This window comes from Methylomarinum sp. Ch1-1, from assembly GCF_030717995.2.
In the GTDB taxonomy this organism is placed as follows: Bacteria; Pseudomonadota; Gammaproteobacteria; order Methylococcales; family Methylomonadaceae; genus Methylomarinum; species Methylomarinum roseum.
The window spans coordinates 4,048,527-4,063,688 of record NZ_CP157743.1 but is presented as its reverse complement, the minus strand read 5'-3'; the positions used below and the strand labels follow the sequence as shown (position 1 = coordinate 4,063,688).

At 51.0% G+C, this 15,162-nt stretch carries 13 protein-coding genes and 3 tRNA genes; 13 read left to right on the top strand and 3 right to left on the bottom strand.

Annotation, left to right across the window (positions count from 1 at the left end; translation table 11 throughout):
• Positions 1-95: 95 nt before the first annotated feature.
• Positions 96-506 (bottom strand): PilZ domain-containing protein, encoded by a 411-nt coding sequence (locus tag Q9L42_RS18450; RefSeq protein ID WP_349431578.1) that lies wholly within the window; start codon positions 504-506, stop codon positions 96-98.
• Positions 507-844: 338 nt separating this feature from the next.
• Between Q9L42_RS18450 and Q9L42_RS18445 the strand changes: the two genes are divergently transcribed.
• The 7 genes from Q9L42_RS18445 to Q9L42_RS18415 all read left to right on the top strand — a co-directional run bounded on the left by Q9L42_RS18445 (position 845) and on the right by Q9L42_RS18415 (position 9,199).
• Positions 845-2,872 (top strand): TonB-dependent receptor plug domain-containing protein, encoded by a 2,028-nt coding sequence (locus Q9L42_RS18445; protein ID WP_349431577.1) that lies wholly within the window; start codon positions 845-847, stop codon positions 2,870-2,872.
• Between the two features lie 3 nt (positions 2,873-2,875).
• Positions 2,876-3,448, top strand: coding sequence for a YfiR family protein (locus Q9L42_RS18440; RefSeq protein ID WP_349431576.1), 573 nt, complete (start codon positions 2,876-2,878; stop codon positions 3,446-3,448).
• Positions 3,445-6,168 (top strand): response regulator, encoded by a 2,724-nt coding sequence (locus Q9L42_RS18435; RefSeq protein ID WP_305906934.1) that lies wholly within the window; start codon positions 3,445-3,447, stop codon positions 6,166-6,168. Before Q9L42_RS18440 ends, Q9L42_RS18435 begins: the two co-directional genes overlap by 4 nt.
• Positions 6,169-6,308: 140 nt before the next feature.
• Positions 6,309-7,424 (top strand): ABC transporter substrate-binding protein, encoded by a 1,116-nt coding sequence (locus Q9L42_RS18430; RefSeq protein WP_305910147.1) that lies wholly within the window; start codon positions 6,309-6,311, stop codon positions 7,422-7,424.
• Position 7,425: 1 nt separating this feature from the next.
• On the top strand, positions 7,426-7,668 hold the full coding sequence (locus Q9L42_RS18425) for a hypothetical protein (RefSeq protein WP_305906935.1): 243 nt from the start codon (positions 7,426-7,428) through the stop codon (positions 7,666-7,668).
• Complete coding sequence (locus tag Q9L42_RS18420; RefSeq protein WP_305906936.1) at positions 7,665-8,399, top strand: ABC transporter ATP-binding protein; 735 nt, start codon at positions 7,665-7,667, stop codon at positions 8,397-8,399. Before Q9L42_RS18425 ends, Q9L42_RS18420 begins: the two co-directional genes overlap by 4 nt.
• Entirely contained in the window at positions 8,396-9,199 is an 804-nt protein-coding gene (locus Q9L42_RS18415; protein ID WP_349431575.1) for an ABC transporter permease, read from the top strand. The genes Q9L42_RS18420 and Q9L42_RS18415 overlap by 4 nt, the downstream gene beginning before the upstream one ends.
• Positions 9,200-9,217: 18 nt before the next feature.
• Here the strand turns inward: Q9L42_RS18415 and dtd are convergent, their stop codons facing one another.
• Positions 9,218-9,658 carry a D-aminoacyl-tRNA deacylase gene (gene dtd / locus Q9L42_RS18410; RefSeq protein WP_305906937.1) on the bottom strand — a complete coding sequence of 147 codons (441 nt, stop codon included), beginning with the start codon at positions 9,656-9,658 and terminating at the stop codon, positions 9,218-9,220.
• Between the two features lie 492 nt (positions 9,659-10,150).
• On the opposite strand from dtd, the gene Q9L42_RS18405 reads away from it, so the two are divergent.
• Complete coding sequence (locus tag Q9L42_RS18405) at positions 10,151-10,966, top strand: thermonuclease family protein (RefSeq protein ID WP_349431574.1); 816 nt, start codon at positions 10,151-10,153, stop codon at positions 10,964-10,966.
• A gap of 447 nt (positions 10,967-11,413) precedes the next feature.
• Here the strand turns inward: Q9L42_RS18405 and Q9L42_RS18400 are convergent, their stop codons facing one another.
• Positions 11,414-12,601, bottom strand: a complete 1,188-nt coding sequence (locus Q9L42_RS18400) for an OmpA family protein (protein ID WP_305906939.1) — start codon at positions 12,599-12,601, stop codon at positions 11,414-11,416.
• A 161-nt stretch (positions 12,602-12,762) separates the two neighbouring features.
• Between Q9L42_RS18400 and Q9L42_RS18395 the strand changes: the two genes are divergently transcribed.
• The 5 genes from Q9L42_RS18395 to Q9L42_RS18375 all read left to right on the top strand — a co-directional run bounded on the left by Q9L42_RS18395 (position 12,763) and on the right by Q9L42_RS18375 (position 15,023).
• Positions 12,763-13,224 carry a tetratricopeptide repeat protein gene (locus Q9L42_RS18395; protein WP_305906940.1) on the top strand — a complete coding sequence of 154 codons (462 nt, stop codon included), beginning with the start codon at positions 12,763-12,765 and terminating at the stop codon, positions 13,222-13,224.
• Positions 13,225-13,232: 8 nt separating this feature from the next.
• A complete protein-coding gene (gltX, locus tag Q9L42_RS18390; protein WP_349431573.1) occupies positions 13,233-14,639 on the top strand; it encodes a glutamate--tRNA ligase in 1,407 nt (468 codons plus the stop codon).
• A 45-nt stretch (positions 14,640-14,684) separates the two neighbouring features.
• Positions 14,685-14,760 (top strand) — tRNA-Ala (locus Q9L42_RS18385).
• Between the two features lie 20 nt (positions 14,761-14,780).
• Positions 14,781-14,856: transfer RNA gene (locus tag Q9L42_RS18380), tRNA-Glu, on the top strand.
• Positions 14,857-14,947: 91 nt separating this feature from the next.
• Positions 14,948-15,023: transfer RNA gene (locus tag Q9L42_RS18375), tRNA-Glu, on the top strand.
• Positions 15,024-15,162 lie beyond the last annotated feature (139 nt).

Here is a 15,162-nt window from a genome sequence, read left to right as displayed (position 1 = left end):
GTAGCCTTATCGAAAACATCCCGGCTGTCGGCAATCTCGAAAACTTAACAGGAGCAGCCTCTGTTTCAGGCAACCTGGGATTTATAATAGCCATTTTATTTAAAGATCAAATCACTTTGTGAGGACAGTAAATGTTCGCCGAGTTCGTTATTGTAACGGGAAAATTTCAGGCCGTATTGTTTTTCTGGAGCATTCCTCGCATGGATGACCGATGCCGCGATGACAAATTCCTTGCCGTCATTGAAGCTTAGGCGCAGTGTCACTTTTTTGTTGATCGCCAGCTTTTGGGGGCAGGCGACCAACGCTCCTTTGCTGCTGATGTCGATCAATTGGACGCTGAACTCGCTAGTCTTGAGCATGCTTTTTTTCGCTAACGCGGCCGCAATATCATCCCGGACATAACGAACGGCGGTGCGCTTGTTGTTTTCTATGGAAGCGGACATATCGACGGCAAATAAGTCGTTGTCCGTCGCCAAGTCGTCTATCTCTTCGGACATCATGGTCATTATCGAATGGGCGGCATGTTAAGTATTGTGCCTAAAACGCAAAAATGCAATAGATCGGAGCCGTTTGTCTGAAATCTCATCTTGAGCATTTTAGGATCGTATCGAGCGCCGCTGTTCCGCAGTTACTGTGTGCCTACATTGGCAGCTTTGTAGTCGAACCGCTGTCAGCATATAATGACCCGCTATTCCGATAATCAGACATAAGAGCGAGTAAAGTATTGACCGTACAGACTAGAGCGGTTTTGTCTGGGGTGCCGGCGGATTTCTTTGAGGCTCCATTCCATTGATGAAATAGCCGGGTTAGCTTTGTCCCGCATCGAGCAGTGTCACCGAGAAAATTGAAGAGCCTATTTAAAATTATCGCCTTATCGTCGCTAGGTTGCGCCTTTGCTCAAGCGGCTGAGTCATTATCGTGTCAGCAAGTGGCGGCGCCCAATATCGTCAAATTGGACTTATCCGATCTCGCCAAGGTGCCTGTCGTGTTATCGGCGAACCAAAAAGCGACTTGCGCCAAACAGGCGGCCGGAATCGTCACGGTGATTACCGGCGAACAGATACAGAACATGGGGGCGCGGGACCTGATCGATGTATTGCAACTGGTGCCCGGTTTCAGTTTCGGTGTCGACGTGTCCAATGTCGTCGGACTCGGCATTCGCGGCATCCAGGCCCATGAAGGGAAGGTGGCGGTTTTCGTCGACGGCATTAGTTTAAACGAGCATCGTTTCGGCACCACCCAGTTCGGCAACCATTTTCCGCTTGAGCAAATCGATCGTATCGAGATTGTTCGCGGTCCGGGCTCCATCGTGCACGGCAACTTTGCCGAAATGGGAGTCATCAATATCATCAGCAAAACGGCGAAACAAATGGACGGCGTCAAACTGAGCGGAAATTACGGTCGTTTTTCCCGAGGGGAGGCGCGCAAGAATCTGGAGTGGACGGCCGGCAAGCAATGGGGTGACCTGGAAGTCAGTTTTTCCGGCAAACGCGGCGAGGCCCATCGCAGCGATCAGATCTATCAGGACGCCGTGGGCCGCAGTTTCGATATGACCGGCAACAATGAGCTCGATGCGACGATGGTCAACCTAGGCGTCAAGTATCAAGGATTGAATCTGCGTCTGCTGGTTGATCAGTACAACGTTAATAGTCGTGACGGTTTTGGCGAAGAGATGAGCAAGCCGGGCCGTTATCTGGTCAACAAATTCAATACCTATGCCGCCGACCTCGGTTTTCAGCATCATTTCAGTCCTTCGGTGAAACTGGAAACCAATGCCTCCTTCTCCCATCAGAATCCCTGGGAGCGCACCCGTAAATACCTAGATGGCAGAGCCGCGCTGTTACGGGAGAAAGTTTATGTCGATTATTATAAATTCAACGCCAAGGCCACTTTCGCCTCCGAGCAAGGCAATTATCTGGTCGTCGGCAACAGTTTTTCGTCGAATAAATTTGATATTCGGGAAGGGGGGCTAGGGGAAACTCTGCCGACTTTCAGTAACTACACGGCCTATACCGAGGCCCGCTACGCGTTCCCTTGGATCAATGTGTTGGCCGGACTGCGTTTCGATGCCTATAACGAGTACGGCACCAATTTTGCGCCCCGGGTGGCATTGACCAAAGATTTCGGTCGATTTCATGTCAAGGCCTTATACAGCCACGCTTTCCGGATTCCGACCGGGGGCAATTATCAGAAAAACGCCGAATACAACATCGGTAAGGCGCCGGATGAGCAAATCGACCAGGTCGGTCCGGAGCGGACTCGGACGGTCGAGCTGGAATTCGGCTTTCAGCCTTTCAACAATCTGGATCTGACCGTCAATTTATTCCATATCCAAAGCGACGATATCATTCTTTACCAGGTTGACGATCAGCTTGACGATTTTTATATCAATGCCAGCGGACAAAACACTCAGGGCGTCGAGTGGGGGCTGGAGTATCGTGTTCCACGTTTGGGTTACCTGGCGATGGATTATTCTTTTTACGAATCGACGCGAAACACCGCCGACAAATACAAGATTCTCGGTTCCGATGGACAAATCCATCAAGGTCTGAATGTCGGCTTTCCCACGCACAAGGTGTCGTTGAACGGTCATATCGATTTGACCCCCTCGTTATCGTTGAATCAGACTCTGATTTTCATTAGCGATCGTTACGGCTATGAAGGCGACAGCCTGGTAAGACATGGCTCTTCCTGGGTTTACAATTTTTATTGGCGCTATAAGAACCTGTTCACTAAAGGACTGAACGTCGGTCTAGGCGTTTACGATCTATTCAACGAGAAACAAGAATATGTCCAGCCTTATCATGGCGGACACCCTGCCTTACCCGGCCGCACTCGGGAAGTCATGTTCAAGCTCTCTTATCAGTTTTGATTCATGTCCTTTTTTTCCCCTTATGTATGGATTAAGGCGATCGCGGAGGTGAAGAGATTGACGTTGCTGCCGTTTCTGATGTGGCCGCTGGTCGCAGGTGGCAGTCTCGCCGTGGATACTCGCGAGCTGACCATCAAGGCTGCTTATCTTTTTCGTTTATCGCTATTCGTCGATTGGCCCGCTGACAAGCTGACGCCGAGCGGCAAGGACAGCGTCCGTTTTTGTATCGCCGGCGATAGGCGGATTCATGAAGCGATAAAGAATGTTTTAACCGATAAGTCTATTAATCGACACCAGATAAGAATAGATAGCGTCGAGACACAGTCTGATTTGACGACTTGTCATTTGCTGTTCATCGCCGCAAAATCAACCGCCGAGAGTTCGATGCTTAAAGCCGTCGCAAATTATCCGGTGCTGACAATCGGGGAAAGCGCGGAGTTTTATCGGCGCGGCGGCATGATTTTGTTGTTTAACAAAGACAATAGAATGCGCTTTGCGATTAATCAGCGGGCGGCTGATCGCGCCGGCGTCAAACTCGGCGCGCAATTGTTGAATTTAGCCGAGCAGTACCGATGAACAAGCGTTCCATCAAAAATAAACTGTTTACCATTATCCTTTCGACTAGCTTGATTGCCTTGGTGGTCGCAGGAGGTCTGTTTATCGCCTTTCAGGCGTTGACATTGAAGCATGAAATGCGCGCCAGCCTGGCGCTACAATGCGATGTGCTTGCCGATAACGCCAAGGCCATCATTTTGTTTGAAGACAAGCGTGAAGCGGCGCAGTTATTAGATTCGTTGAAACATGATCCGCAAATTATCGGCGCATTGTTGTTGAACGGTGAAAAACGAGAGATCGGTCGTTATCAACGTTCCAACATTGCCAGTTTAGACGATATCGCTGCGCTAAAGAAGCTGGAAATTGACCAGATTGTTTATCATGAGACCGAAGCATACGCGTTCTACGCCAAGCCAGTTTATTCGCGCGGCAATAAAATCGGCTATGTCATGTTATATGCCGGCTATTCTCGTTACTGGAGCATGTTGACTCACTTTGCAGGACTAGTCGGCATCGTCATGTTTATTGCCTTGTTGGTCGCGCTGTTATTATCCTGGCTGTTGCAGCGGGTAATTTCCAGGCCCATCGAGTCGTTGGCATTGTTTGTAAGCAAAGTCGCGAGGGATGAAGACTATTCGTTACGCATAGCCGATAAGAGTTATGTGGAAATCGAACAGCTCGGTTCTGCCTTCAACAGCTTGTTGAATCAGATCGGTCATGCGATTTCGGCGCGTGATCAGGCGCAACGGGATTTGCAGCGGCATAGCCTGAATTTACAGGATTTAGTCCATGAACGCACCCGTGAATTGGAGTGGGCCAAAGAAGCCGCAGAGGCGTCTTCGAAGGCGAAATCGGCGTTCTTGGCCAATATGAGCCATGAAATCCGTACGCCGATGAACGCCATCGTTTGTTTTACCGAATTGGCCGTCGCCAATTCCGCATCGGCGCATCAGAAACAACAGTTGGAACGAGTGCTCGAGGCCGCCGATTTGCTGCTTTCCTTGATCAACGACCTGTTGGATATCTCGAGAATCGATGCGGGAAAAATGAATCTGGATGTTATGGACTGCGACCTGTTTGTATTGGTCGAAGAAATCAGTCAAATGCTGATGCCTAGAATCGAGGAAAAAGGCCTGGAATTTATTATCGATATCGCCGAAACGGTCCCTCGTAGCGTAGTTGCCGATCCGTTGCGTCTGAAACAAATCCTGATCAATTTATTGACCAATGCCATCAAATTCACCCCATCAGGGCAGATCAGGCTCGTCATTGCCGCGCCTGCGGCGAGTGGCGACGGTCTCGTCGACGTCACCTTCAGCGTCCAGGATACCGGCATCGGCATGGACGGCGATACGATGACGAAAGTCTTTGAGGTCTTTACCCAAGGCGACGTGTCGACGACACGCCAATACGGCGGCACCGGCCTTGGCCTCAGTATCAGCAAAAAACTGTTATCGTTGATGAACAGTCGATTGACGGTTGACAGTGCGCCGGGAAAAGGCAGCACCTTTAGTTTTTCATTATCGTTAGATCGTCCGCCTCAGACCGACATCCAGGCCGCTGTTCCGCTCAGCTCGATTTCAGTGTTGCTGGTCGAGCCAAGACCGCAGTCCTGCGAGCATTTACGCGCGCTGTTGCGATCGTTGGGCTGCAAGGTAACGGCCTGCGCCAGCGCTCAGGCTGCGTTGCAATTGCTTGAGCAGGATCACTTCGGGATCGCATTGATCAGTCTTGAGCTGAGCGATATCGACGGCTTTAAATTGGTCGAGACGATCAGACGCGATAGTCGCCAGGCCGAGATTACGATCATCGTCATGGCCAGTGTGTTGGCCGAACAGCGCGTCCAGGCTTTTGCCAGCAAACAAGCGGTGAGATTTCTCGCCAGGCCCGTTTACGATCGTCAGCGGCTGCGTCGGTTATTGATGACGGGGCAGCATGCTCGTGAACTCGACCGATCATCGACAGAGCCGGCTCTGGCGAAAAAGGTTAAATTTTCCACGGTGTTGGTTGTCGATGATTTCGATATCAATCGCATACTGATTAAGGAAATACTCGGCAATGAGGTCGGGCGCTTTCTGGAGGCGGCCAATGGCCGAGAAGCGATAGAATGCTTAGAGCAAGAGCGTGTCGATTTGATTTTAATGGATATTCAGATGCCGGTCATGGATGGTTATCAGGCCAGCGAGACAATCCGGCACAGGCTTAAATTAACGGATATCCCGATTATCGGCATGACCGCCTTCGCTGCGGAGAGCGAATGTCGGCGCTGTTTTGAGGCGGGCATGGACGACGTATTGACAAAGCCGATCGACATCGACAGGTTTAAAACCGTTCTAGGCGGCATCAGCGAACGACCTCGCCGTCTTGAAGCGCCTTCGGAAAACGAGCCAGCCGGATTATGCGGCTATACTCTACCCGGTGTCGAGGTCGCTAAGGCCCTGCAAAATTTGCACGATGACGTCGACAAATATCGGGAGTTGCTGTTGTTGTTTCATAAGACCTATAAGGATGCATTTGCAGAACTTGCAGGCCATATAGAATCAGGGCGCTGGGAAGAGGCCGAACAATGGATACATGCCTTTAAGGGGGTCTGTGCGAATCTGTATATCAGCGATCTGGCCGAAACATGCGGTAGGGTCGAACAGTTAATCAAAAATCGAGCCATCGATGAAGACAATCTGCGTTGCTTCAAACGCCAGTTTGATCAACTGATCGCCAATTTGGCGCGATTAATGGCTTGACGCGGGATGAGTATTTTGCCGCGTTATACGCTAAAATGTCCTATCGCCATTGAACGAGTAGAAAGTTGCCGATGAAATTGATGAGTTATTGTTTCGCTTTGTTATTGTTTCTGCTGCAGCTCGCTTACCCTGCAGGTGGCATGGCCGCCGGCAAACAGCAGATTAAAATTTTCTATTTGACCCAAGAACAAAAAGTCCCGCCGGCCTTGTCTAATCTAGATCCCTTTATTCAAGGCAAGGGCATGGCTGGCGCCGAGTTGGGCATTGCCGACAATAATACCACCGGTCAATTTACCGGACAGAACTATCAATTGACTAAAGTCATGCTGCCGCTAGGGGCCGATGTCGTTAAAGCCTTCACCGAACAGGTCGGCGATGATTATGCCTTTGTCGTGCTCAATCTGCAGGCGGATTTATTACTGCAATTGGTCGATTCGCCAGCGGCGCAACAAAAGCTGTTATTCGATGCCACGACCCGCGCCGATGCCTTGCGTAACGAACAATGCCGCCCTAATTTGTTTCATTTGTTGCCCAGCCGAGCGATGCGGGCCGACGCGCTGGCGCAATATATGATGAAGAAGCGTTGGCGGGAATGGTTTCTCGTCATCGGGCCCAGCCCGGAAGATCGCCTCTATGCTGACGCGATCAAGCGGGCGGCGAAACGTTATCGTATGAAATTGGTTGCGGAAAAGACTTGGGAGCATACCTATGATGCGCGGCGCACGGCGCAGTCGGATGTGCCGGTGTTCACCCAGGGCGAGGACTATGATGTATTGGTCGTCGCCGATGAGCAGGGCCTGTTCGGCGAATATTTGGATTACCGGACCTGGATTCCGCGGCCGGTGATCGGCACCCAGGGTTTGGTCGCGACTTCATGGCACCGTACCCATGAACAATGGGGCGCGGTGCAAATGCAGAATCGTTTCAAGGACTACACCGGGCGCTGGATGGAGGAACAGGATTACGGCGCCTATTTGGCGGTCAGGGCGATCGGCGAGGCGACCGTGCGGACCAAATCCAATCAACTGCAGCCGGTCAAGGACTATCTGATGAGCGATCAATTCGCCTTGCAGGGCTATAAAGGCAAGCCTTTGTCGTTTAGATCCTGGAACGGTCAGCTAAGACAGCCGGTATTATTGGCGGCTCCCCGTTCACTGGTGTCGGTGGCGCCGCTGGAAGGTTTTCTGCATCCCCGCAGCGAATTGGATACGCTGGGTTACGACCAGCCGGAAACGAAATGTCAACGAGGAAAATAACATGAAACGATGGCAAACGCTGGCCTTGTTGTCGGCTCTGATCTGTGCTTCCGTTTCGGCCGAAACGGTGTTTGCGACGCTGGAAAAGGATGATGCGATCGCCGTAGCCGATTCCGAAGTCCAAGGCGCCGATCAAGAACAGCTTTATGTCGCGACCAGCAGTGGAGACACGATCAAGGTCGTTGATGACGATAGTTTTGTCGTGGTCGGCCGTTATCCTTGGGAGGGGGTAGCCAGACCATGACAGCAAAAAATGCATTGGACGTCAACGAACTCAGTTTCGCCTATGGCAGCAAGAAGGCGTTGGATGAGGTCAGCTTCGCCGTCAATGCCGGCGAATGTACGATGCTGCTGGGGCCGAACGGGGCCGGTAAGAGCACGTTGTTTGCGTTGATTACCCGGCTCTATGACAGTCGTCAAGGCAGCATCAAATTATGCGGTTTCGATATCAGAAAAAACAGCCGCAAGGCGCTGGCCCAGCTAGGCGTCGTGTTCCAACAGACTACGTTGGACCCGGATTTGACGGTGATGCAGAATCTGCGCTATCACACCGCGCTGCACGGTATCGGCCGTAAACAGGCCAATCGCCGCATCCAGGAGGAGTTGGAGCGCTTTGAAATGTATGATAGGCGACGTGAAAAAGTGCGGCAGCTGAACGGCGGCCACAAACGCCGAGTCGAAATCGCCCGCGCCTTGCTGCATGAGCCCAAGTTATTGTTGCTGGACGAGCCGACCGTCGGCCTGGATGTGCCCAGCCGGCAAGGCATCGTCGAGCATGTGCATGAGCTTGTCAAGGAGACCGACCTGGCCGTGCTGTGGGCGACCCATCTAATCGATGAAATTTATCCCGAGGATCAGTTGATCATCTTGCATAAAGGCCGGGTTATGGCGAAGAGCAATGTCGATCAGTTATTGAAGAAAACCGGCGCCAGCATCCACGATGTGTTCAGTAAGTTGACCAGGGGGCAGGCATGAGGGTATTACATTACTGGCGCGCGATGTGGGGGATTATCGGGCGTGAATTACTGCGTTTCCTCAAGCAGCGCGAACGTTTCATTTCGGCGCTGGTCAGACCGCTGGTCTGGCTGTTCGTGTTCGCCGCCGGCTTTCGTGCGGCGTTGGGATTGGCGATCACCCCGCCCTATGAAACCTATATCTTGTACGAGGTCTATATCACGCCGGGTCTGATCGGCATGATACAGCTGTTCAACGGCATGCAGAGTTCGCTGTCGATGGTCTATGATCGAGAAATGGGCAGCATGCGCATATTGCTGGTGTCGCCATTGCCGCGCTGGTTTTTATTGATGAGTAAATTGATCGCCGGCACCGCCGTGTCTATCGTCCAGGTGTATGTGTTTCTCGCTATCGCCTGGTTTTATGAGATTCAGGCGCCGCTGCACGGTTATCTATGGGTGTTGCCGGCCCTGGTGTTGTCCGGCTTGATGCTGGGGGCGCTGGGCTTGTTGCTTTCGTCGTTCATTAAACAGCTGGAAAATTTCGCCGGGGTGATGAATTTCGTTATTTTTCCGATGTTTTTCATGTCGACGGCCCTGTATCCGCTGTGGAAAATCAAGGAATCCAGCGAGTTGCTGCATGATCTGGCCAAGTACAATCCGTTTTCCCAGGCGGTCGAATTGATTCGCTTCGCGCTATACGAACAATATAACGAGCATGCCCTGATCTATACCGCCTCGGCATTCATGATCTTCATGCTGATCGCGGTGATCGGTTACAATCCGACCAAAGGCATGATGGTGCGCAAAGGTCGAGGTTGATTCTTGTCTCCAAGTGCTCTATACGACGCGTAAGGTAAACGTGACCGGCCCGTCGTTGATCAAGGACACCTTCATATCGGCGCCGAAGCGACCGAAACGTGAAGCCGGATAAATTGTTTCGGCTCGTTGGCGAAAATAGTCGAACAGTTGTCGGCCTTTTTCCGGGGTCGCGGCCGAGGCGAAGCTGGGGCGGTTGCCTTTTTGCGTGTCGGCCGCCAGCGTGAATTGCGGAACGATCAGTAAGCCGCCTTCGATATCTCGAAGACTCAGGTTCATCTTGTCGTCGGCATCGGCGAAGATGCGGTAATTGAGAATTCTCTCCAACAAACGGTCGGCTTGTTTTTCGCTGTCTTCCTTTTCGACCGCGACTAAAGCCATGATGCCTTGGTCGATGGCGCCGATCGTGATACCGTCTACGGAGACATTGGCTTCGCTGACGCGTTGAATGATGCTGATCATGTTGTCAATCCGGTTATTGTGCGGGGTGGTCTTCCACAGAGGGTATCCTCATACATATTTCATTAATCTAGTACTCAGTCACATTATATATGACGGGTACTCGGCTATTCCCGGTTTGAGCACCGTAGGGCGGCTTCGCGAAGCAAGCCGCCAAAAACCGCCACCGGGGCAAAATTGGCCGTGCACGCGGGGCGGGTTATTTAACACGCCCTAAACGTTTAACTTTAGGCGTATTTGTTGTTAATTTTATGTTTTGCCACTCATTCATTTAATGAGGTAGCCCTGAAGCTATGGTTAATGAAGCTAGCGCTTGTATATTTACATAAAGTCTTTATTGTACTGACTTAACGCTCATCGTTATACACAAATAACGGGATGTCTTAAATTTGTGTAGGTTGGGCTGAATAAAATGAAGCCCAACAAATTCAAGCCCTCTTTGATAGCCAAATTGGTAATGGCAGCAATAATTTATTGTTGAGTAATGTTATGTCGATGAAGAAGCGATGGTGCTGTGTCTTGGGCCTATTGATGCAGTCTGTTACGGTATCGGCCGATATCTATCTGTGGGTTGATGATCAAGGCCGAAGGCATTATTCGGACCGGCCTCGGCAGGGCGCCGAAGTCGTTGATCTGCGGCCCGGTTACAGCTATTATCGGGTGAAGCATGTCTTTGACGGCGATACCGTGCAGTTAATGAACGGACAGAAGGTTCGACTGTTAGGCATCAATACCCCGGAAGTGGATGGCAGATATAAAAGCGCCGAGCCAGGAGGGAATGAGGCTAAGCGTTGGTTATCCGCTAGACTGGCTAACAAAAAAATACGTCTGGAAACGGATGTGGAGAAAAGGGACAAATACCGGCGGTGGCTCGCGCATTTATTTACCGAACAGGGACAGCATCTTAATCTTGAATTGGTGCGGCGGGGATTGGCGACGGTCAATATACACCCGCCGAATTTGCGCTATAGTCGCCAGTTGCTGGCGGCCGAAGCGCAGGCGGAAAAAGCCGGTGTTGGACTCTGGGCAGACCCTCATTACGCACGCCGCTCTTACCAGGCAGCGCGGGACACGAGAGGCTGGCAGCGGGTGGCCGGCACGGTAAAAGAAATCAAACGGACCCGGAAGAATATTTATCTGCTTTTCTCTGCTGATTTTGCCATCAAAATTGCAAGGCAAAATAATGACTTGTTTCCGGAGTCTGGCGTTTATTTGGGCAGAAGGCTCGAGGTCAGGGGCTGGATTCATCACTCAGGAAAGCGTTATACGATGCCTGTACGCCACCCGGGCAGTATTAAATTGCTAGATTAACCCTCAGTTCGGGATAAAAGAATCATCCATGGCAGCTAACGGCATCCTGCCTCACGCGGCACTTGCACTTCCCTGTGCGGCGTAAGCTCTGACTGCAACGTCTGACCGTCAGGGACGATGGAAATGCAGATTTTGCAGGTAGAAAATTGCTCCTGCATTTTCTACATTTCCGCCTTCCTTGGCGGTCAGAGCAAAAAATCTGCCTGTTGCAGACAGCCCGATAAATCAATAACCTACTCCCTCTTAGTAAAACTACGCTGAATAATTACAAAATATCTAAGAATTCATTCACTTGTTTAAGGAGATAACTCGTCAGAGGAAAATGGACGCTGCACTAGCTTACCCGATAGACGAAGAGGGTGAGCGTCATTTCTTGCTGGGATGCTCAGCATAAAAAAGGGAGGCCGCAGCCTCCCTTTAGTCAATGCCGGTGAAGGTTAACGGAGCTTATCGGTCCGTTCTTCTGTAAACGACGCGACGGTTTTGTGCGCGTCCTTCGGCGGTGTGATTGCTGGCAACCGGTCTGCTTTCTCCAAAGCCGACCGTGGTCAGCCGTGAACCGTCAACCCCTTGATTGACCAGTTCCTGTTTGACCGCCTTGGCGCGACGTTCGGATAATTTCTGATTGTAAGCCTCGGAACCGATGCTGTCGGTATGACCCTGGATTTCAACGGTCAATCCGGGATTCAGTTTCAGGACTTTGAGCGCATTGCTAAACAATGGGTCGTATTTCGATTTTATTTTGGAGCTGTCATGGTCGAATAATACGCCAGTGAATGCCCAGCAGCCGTCTTTGTTGACGATCGCGCCTTTAGGCGTGTTGGGGCATTTATCCTTGGAATCGATGACGCCATCGCCGTCGCTGTCTTGCACGGTCGGGATCGGAGTGCCGCCTTTGAAGAAGACATTTTCAACGAAGCTGGCCATACCGTTGCTCGAAGCAATCGCATCGGCGCTGGTTGCAAAACCGCATTGGCCGATATTGGCCAATTGATGTAGAACATTTAGGCCTTGTCGATCCTTGTCATTCCCTACCCAGATCGTGTAAACACAGAGTTTATCGCCGTGTCGCGCCTTTAAGTCCTGCAATGCGGGCACCGGGGAAGAGTCGTAGTTGTGGCCGTCACTGAACAGGATTAGGGCGATACGGTCGGAAACGTTAGCCAGGTCGGTTTTTGCGGCCCGAAAGGCGCTGGCCACGGGGGTGCCGCCGCTGGAGCATTCCAAAGAATTGATTGCGCTGTCAAATGAGGCGGAAGAATAGCTTTGCACCGGCTGGTTCAGTTCGGTGAAACTCCAGGATGTGCAGGGGCCAAAACCGAAACTGCGTAGACCGGAGGCCAGGGTGACGTCGGGTAGTGTTTGGTTCATCCTATCCAATAGCGCTTTCGATACCGAAAACTTTGTCGCATCGGCTTGATTGGCGAAGCCTTTGCCCTGATAGATATCGCTCATCGAGGAAGATGAATCGTTGATGACGAAGAACGTGTCGGTCTTTTGCACTAACAGGCCCGAATTCACCTTGTCGTTCAGGTCCTTGGCCTGAAAAAATTGGGTGTCGTTGACGGCTTGAGTGGCGCAGCCCGATAAAACTGCGCTAGCCAGTGTTGCTGTAAGGATGGTGGTTTTATTCATTATTATTCCCCCTGATGAGTTTATAATGCCGGTCTTGTTGACTAACCGATGGAATGATTCTAACGCAGTTAATTATTTTTTTATAGTTCTTTCACCTTTATTCGATAGCATGAAATAATAATGGCCGTTTTATTAACCTAAATTGAAGAAAGAGGTGAATAATGTACGAAATTGTAAAGAGATTGCTGTTGCCTATTTTGCTGTTTTTCTCCCTGACTGTCGCGGCGCAAAGCCAGGAAGAAATAACGCAGTTAGCCGAGCAAGGCGATGCCCAGGCGCAAGCTAAATTGGCGTCGATGTATTTACTGGGATGGCAGGGGTTTGAGCAAAATAACGAACTGGCGGCGGAATGGATGCAAAAAGCGGCCGATCAAGGAATCGTCGAAGCCCAGGTGGTGATGGGCGCCTTATATGATAGAGGGCTAGGCGTTCCGGGCGATAGAAACGCCGCGACAAAATGGTATGAAAAAGCGGCGTCTCAAGGTCATGGCACTTCGCTGGCCATTCTAGGTAGGAATGAAACCGCGAAGGGCAGCGTGAAGTTCAGCTATCAGGCTATGCGTCTGAATGCGGCGCGCTCCATTCCAAGAGAATATGCGAAAAGATTTTTAATGAGGAAATAATCAGATTGATGACTATCAAAACACGTTTTGCCCCGAGTCCTACGGGTTATTTGCATGTTGGCGGCGCAAGAACCGCTTTGTTTTCATGGTTGTATGCGCGCAAGCATGGCGGAAAGTTTGTATTAAGAATTGAAGACACCGACCTTGAGCGCTCTACTCAGGAATCGGTCAATGCGATACTGGAAGGCATGACTTGGCTGGGACTGGAATATGATGAAGGACCCTTCTACCAGACTCATCGCTTTGAGCGCTACAAAGAAATCATCCAACAATTGCTCGATCAGGGCGACGCCTATTATTGTTACTGCAGCAAGGAAGAGCTAGACGCCTTGCGTGTGCAACAGATGGCTAACAAGGAAAAACCACGTTACAACGGTAAATGTCGTGATGCGGGCCATCGAGGCGACGATACAGAGGCTGTAATACGTTTTAAAAACCCGACCGAAGGCGAGGTGGTGATCGAGGATCTGGTCAAAGGCCGGATTGTCGTCGGTAATAAGGAGCTCGACGACCTGATCATTGCTCGTTCCGACGGCACGCCGACCTATAACTTAACCGTGTTGGTCGATGATATGGATATGCAGGTGAATTATGTGATCAGAGGAGACGATCACATCAATAACACGCCCAGACAAATCAATATTCTCAAGGCCTTGGGTGCGGAGTTGCCGAAATACGCCCATGTGCCGATGATACTCGGGCCGGATGGCGCGCGGCTGTCGAAACGCCATGGCGCCGTCAGCGTCATGCAATATCGCAATGATGGTTATTTGCCGGAAGCCCTGTTAAATTATCTGGTCAGGTTGGGGTGGTCGTCTGGCGATCAGGAGATATTCTCGGTTGACGAGATGATCGAGCTGTTCGATTTGAACGATGTCAATGTTTCGGCTTCGACGTTCAACAGCGAAAAACTGTTGTGGCTGAATCATCAATACATCATGAATAGCGATCCAGCGCATGTGGCGCATCATTTAAGCTGGCACATGGGGGAATTAGGCATAGACCCGACCCAGGGGCCGGATTTGCTCGAAGTGGTGACAGCCCTGCGTGAGCGCAGCAAGACTTTGGTGGAAATGGCGGCCGCCAGCCGCTATTTTTATCAAGAGTTCGCCGATTACGATGAAAAAGCGGCCAAGAAGAATTTCAAGCAAGGCAGCGATGATGTTCTGCAGCAGTTATTGGATAAATTTTCCGCGGAGCCGGAATGGCAGGGGGAGAAACTGCATCAGATTGTGTTGGACACTGCGGAGCAATTGGAGCTCGGACTCGGTAAGGTTGCGCAGCCATTGCGCGTTGCAGTAACCGGCGCCGGCGTTTCGCCAGGCATCGATGTGACATTGGCGTTGTTGGGGCGAGAGAAAACTCTGGCGAGAATAGAAAAAGCCATTGAGTTTATACGAAACAAAAAAAAATAATTAGACAAAACGAAAATTCTCTGTATAATAGCGGAACTCAACTGAGGGGCCATAGCTCAATTGGGAGAGCGCAACACTGGCAGTGTTGAGGTCGGCGGTTCGATCCCGCCTGGCTCCACCAGCTTTGATTTACAAGTCTTAGTCCCCATCGTCTAGAGGCCTAGGACACCGCCCTTTCACGGCGGTAACGGGGGTTCGAACCCCCCTGGGGACGCCATTTTTTGGCATACATGTAAAAGCGGGTTGTTAATCATGCCGAGCAGGCATGAAGTTTTGGGTCGGCAGTTATTTGACTCTTCATAGTCTTAGTCCCCATCGTCTAGAGGCCTAGGACACCGCCCTTTCACGGCGGTAACGGGGGTTCGAACCCCCCTGGGGACGCCATACATAAGCCGTATTCACGATTAGCCGTGAATACGGCTTTTTTTTGCCAGACTTGGCGAATCTTTAGGGTTGCAAGGCCGCTTATCTTTGCTGTTAATCTGATGGCGGTCAATCGTTTTACCTAACAATCGCAAAAAAT

Excerpts from the sequence above, each read along its gene's own strand:
- Q9L42_RS18450 (WP_349431578.1), bottom strand. The coding sequence starts at position 506 with ATGACCATGATGTCCGAAGAGATAGACGACTTGGCGACGGACAACGAC.
- Q9L42_RS18440 (WP_349431576.1), top strand. The coding sequence starts at position 2,876 with ATGTCCTTTTTTTCCCCTTATGTATGGATTAAGGCGATCGCGGAGGTG.
- Q9L42_RS18435 (WP_305906934.1), top strand. The coding sequence starts at position 3,445 with ATGAACAAGCGTTCCATCAAAAATAAACTGTTTACCATTATCCTTTCG.
- Q9L42_RS18430 (WP_305910147.1), top strand. The coding sequence starts at position 6,309 with ATGGCCGCCGGCAAACAGCAGATTAAAATTTTCTATTTGACCCAAGAA.
- Q9L42_RS18425 (WP_305906935.1), top strand. The coding sequence starts at position 7,426 with ATGAAACGATGGCAAACGCTGGCCTTGTTGTCGGCTCTGATCTGTGCT.
- Q9L42_RS18420 (WP_305906936.1), top strand. The coding sequence starts at position 7,665 with ATGACAGCAAAAAATGCATTGGACGTCAACGAACTCAGTTTCGCCTAT.
- Q9L42_RS18415 (WP_349431575.1), top strand. The coding sequence starts at position 8,396 with ATGAGGGTATTACATTACTGGCGCGCGATGTGGGGGATTATCGGGCGT.
- dtd (WP_305906937.1), bottom strand. The coding sequence starts at position 9,658 with ATGATCAGCATCATTCAACGCGTCAGCGAAGCCAATGTCTCCGTAGAC.
- Q9L42_RS18405 (WP_349431574.1), top strand. The coding sequence starts at position 10,151 with ATGAAGAAGCGATGGTGCTGTGTCTTGGGCCTATTGATGCAGTCTGTT.
- Q9L42_RS18400 (WP_305906939.1), bottom strand. The coding sequence starts at position 12,601 with ATGAATAAAACCACCATCCTTACAGCAACACTGGCTAGCGCAGTTTTA.
- Q9L42_RS18395 (WP_305906940.1), top strand. The coding sequence starts at position 12,763 with ATGTACGAAATTGTAAAGAGATTGCTGTTGCCTATTTTGCTGTTTTTC.
- gltX (WP_349431573.1), top strand. The coding sequence starts at position 13,233 with ATGACTATCAAAACACGTTTTGCCCCGAGTCCTACGGGTTATTTGCAT.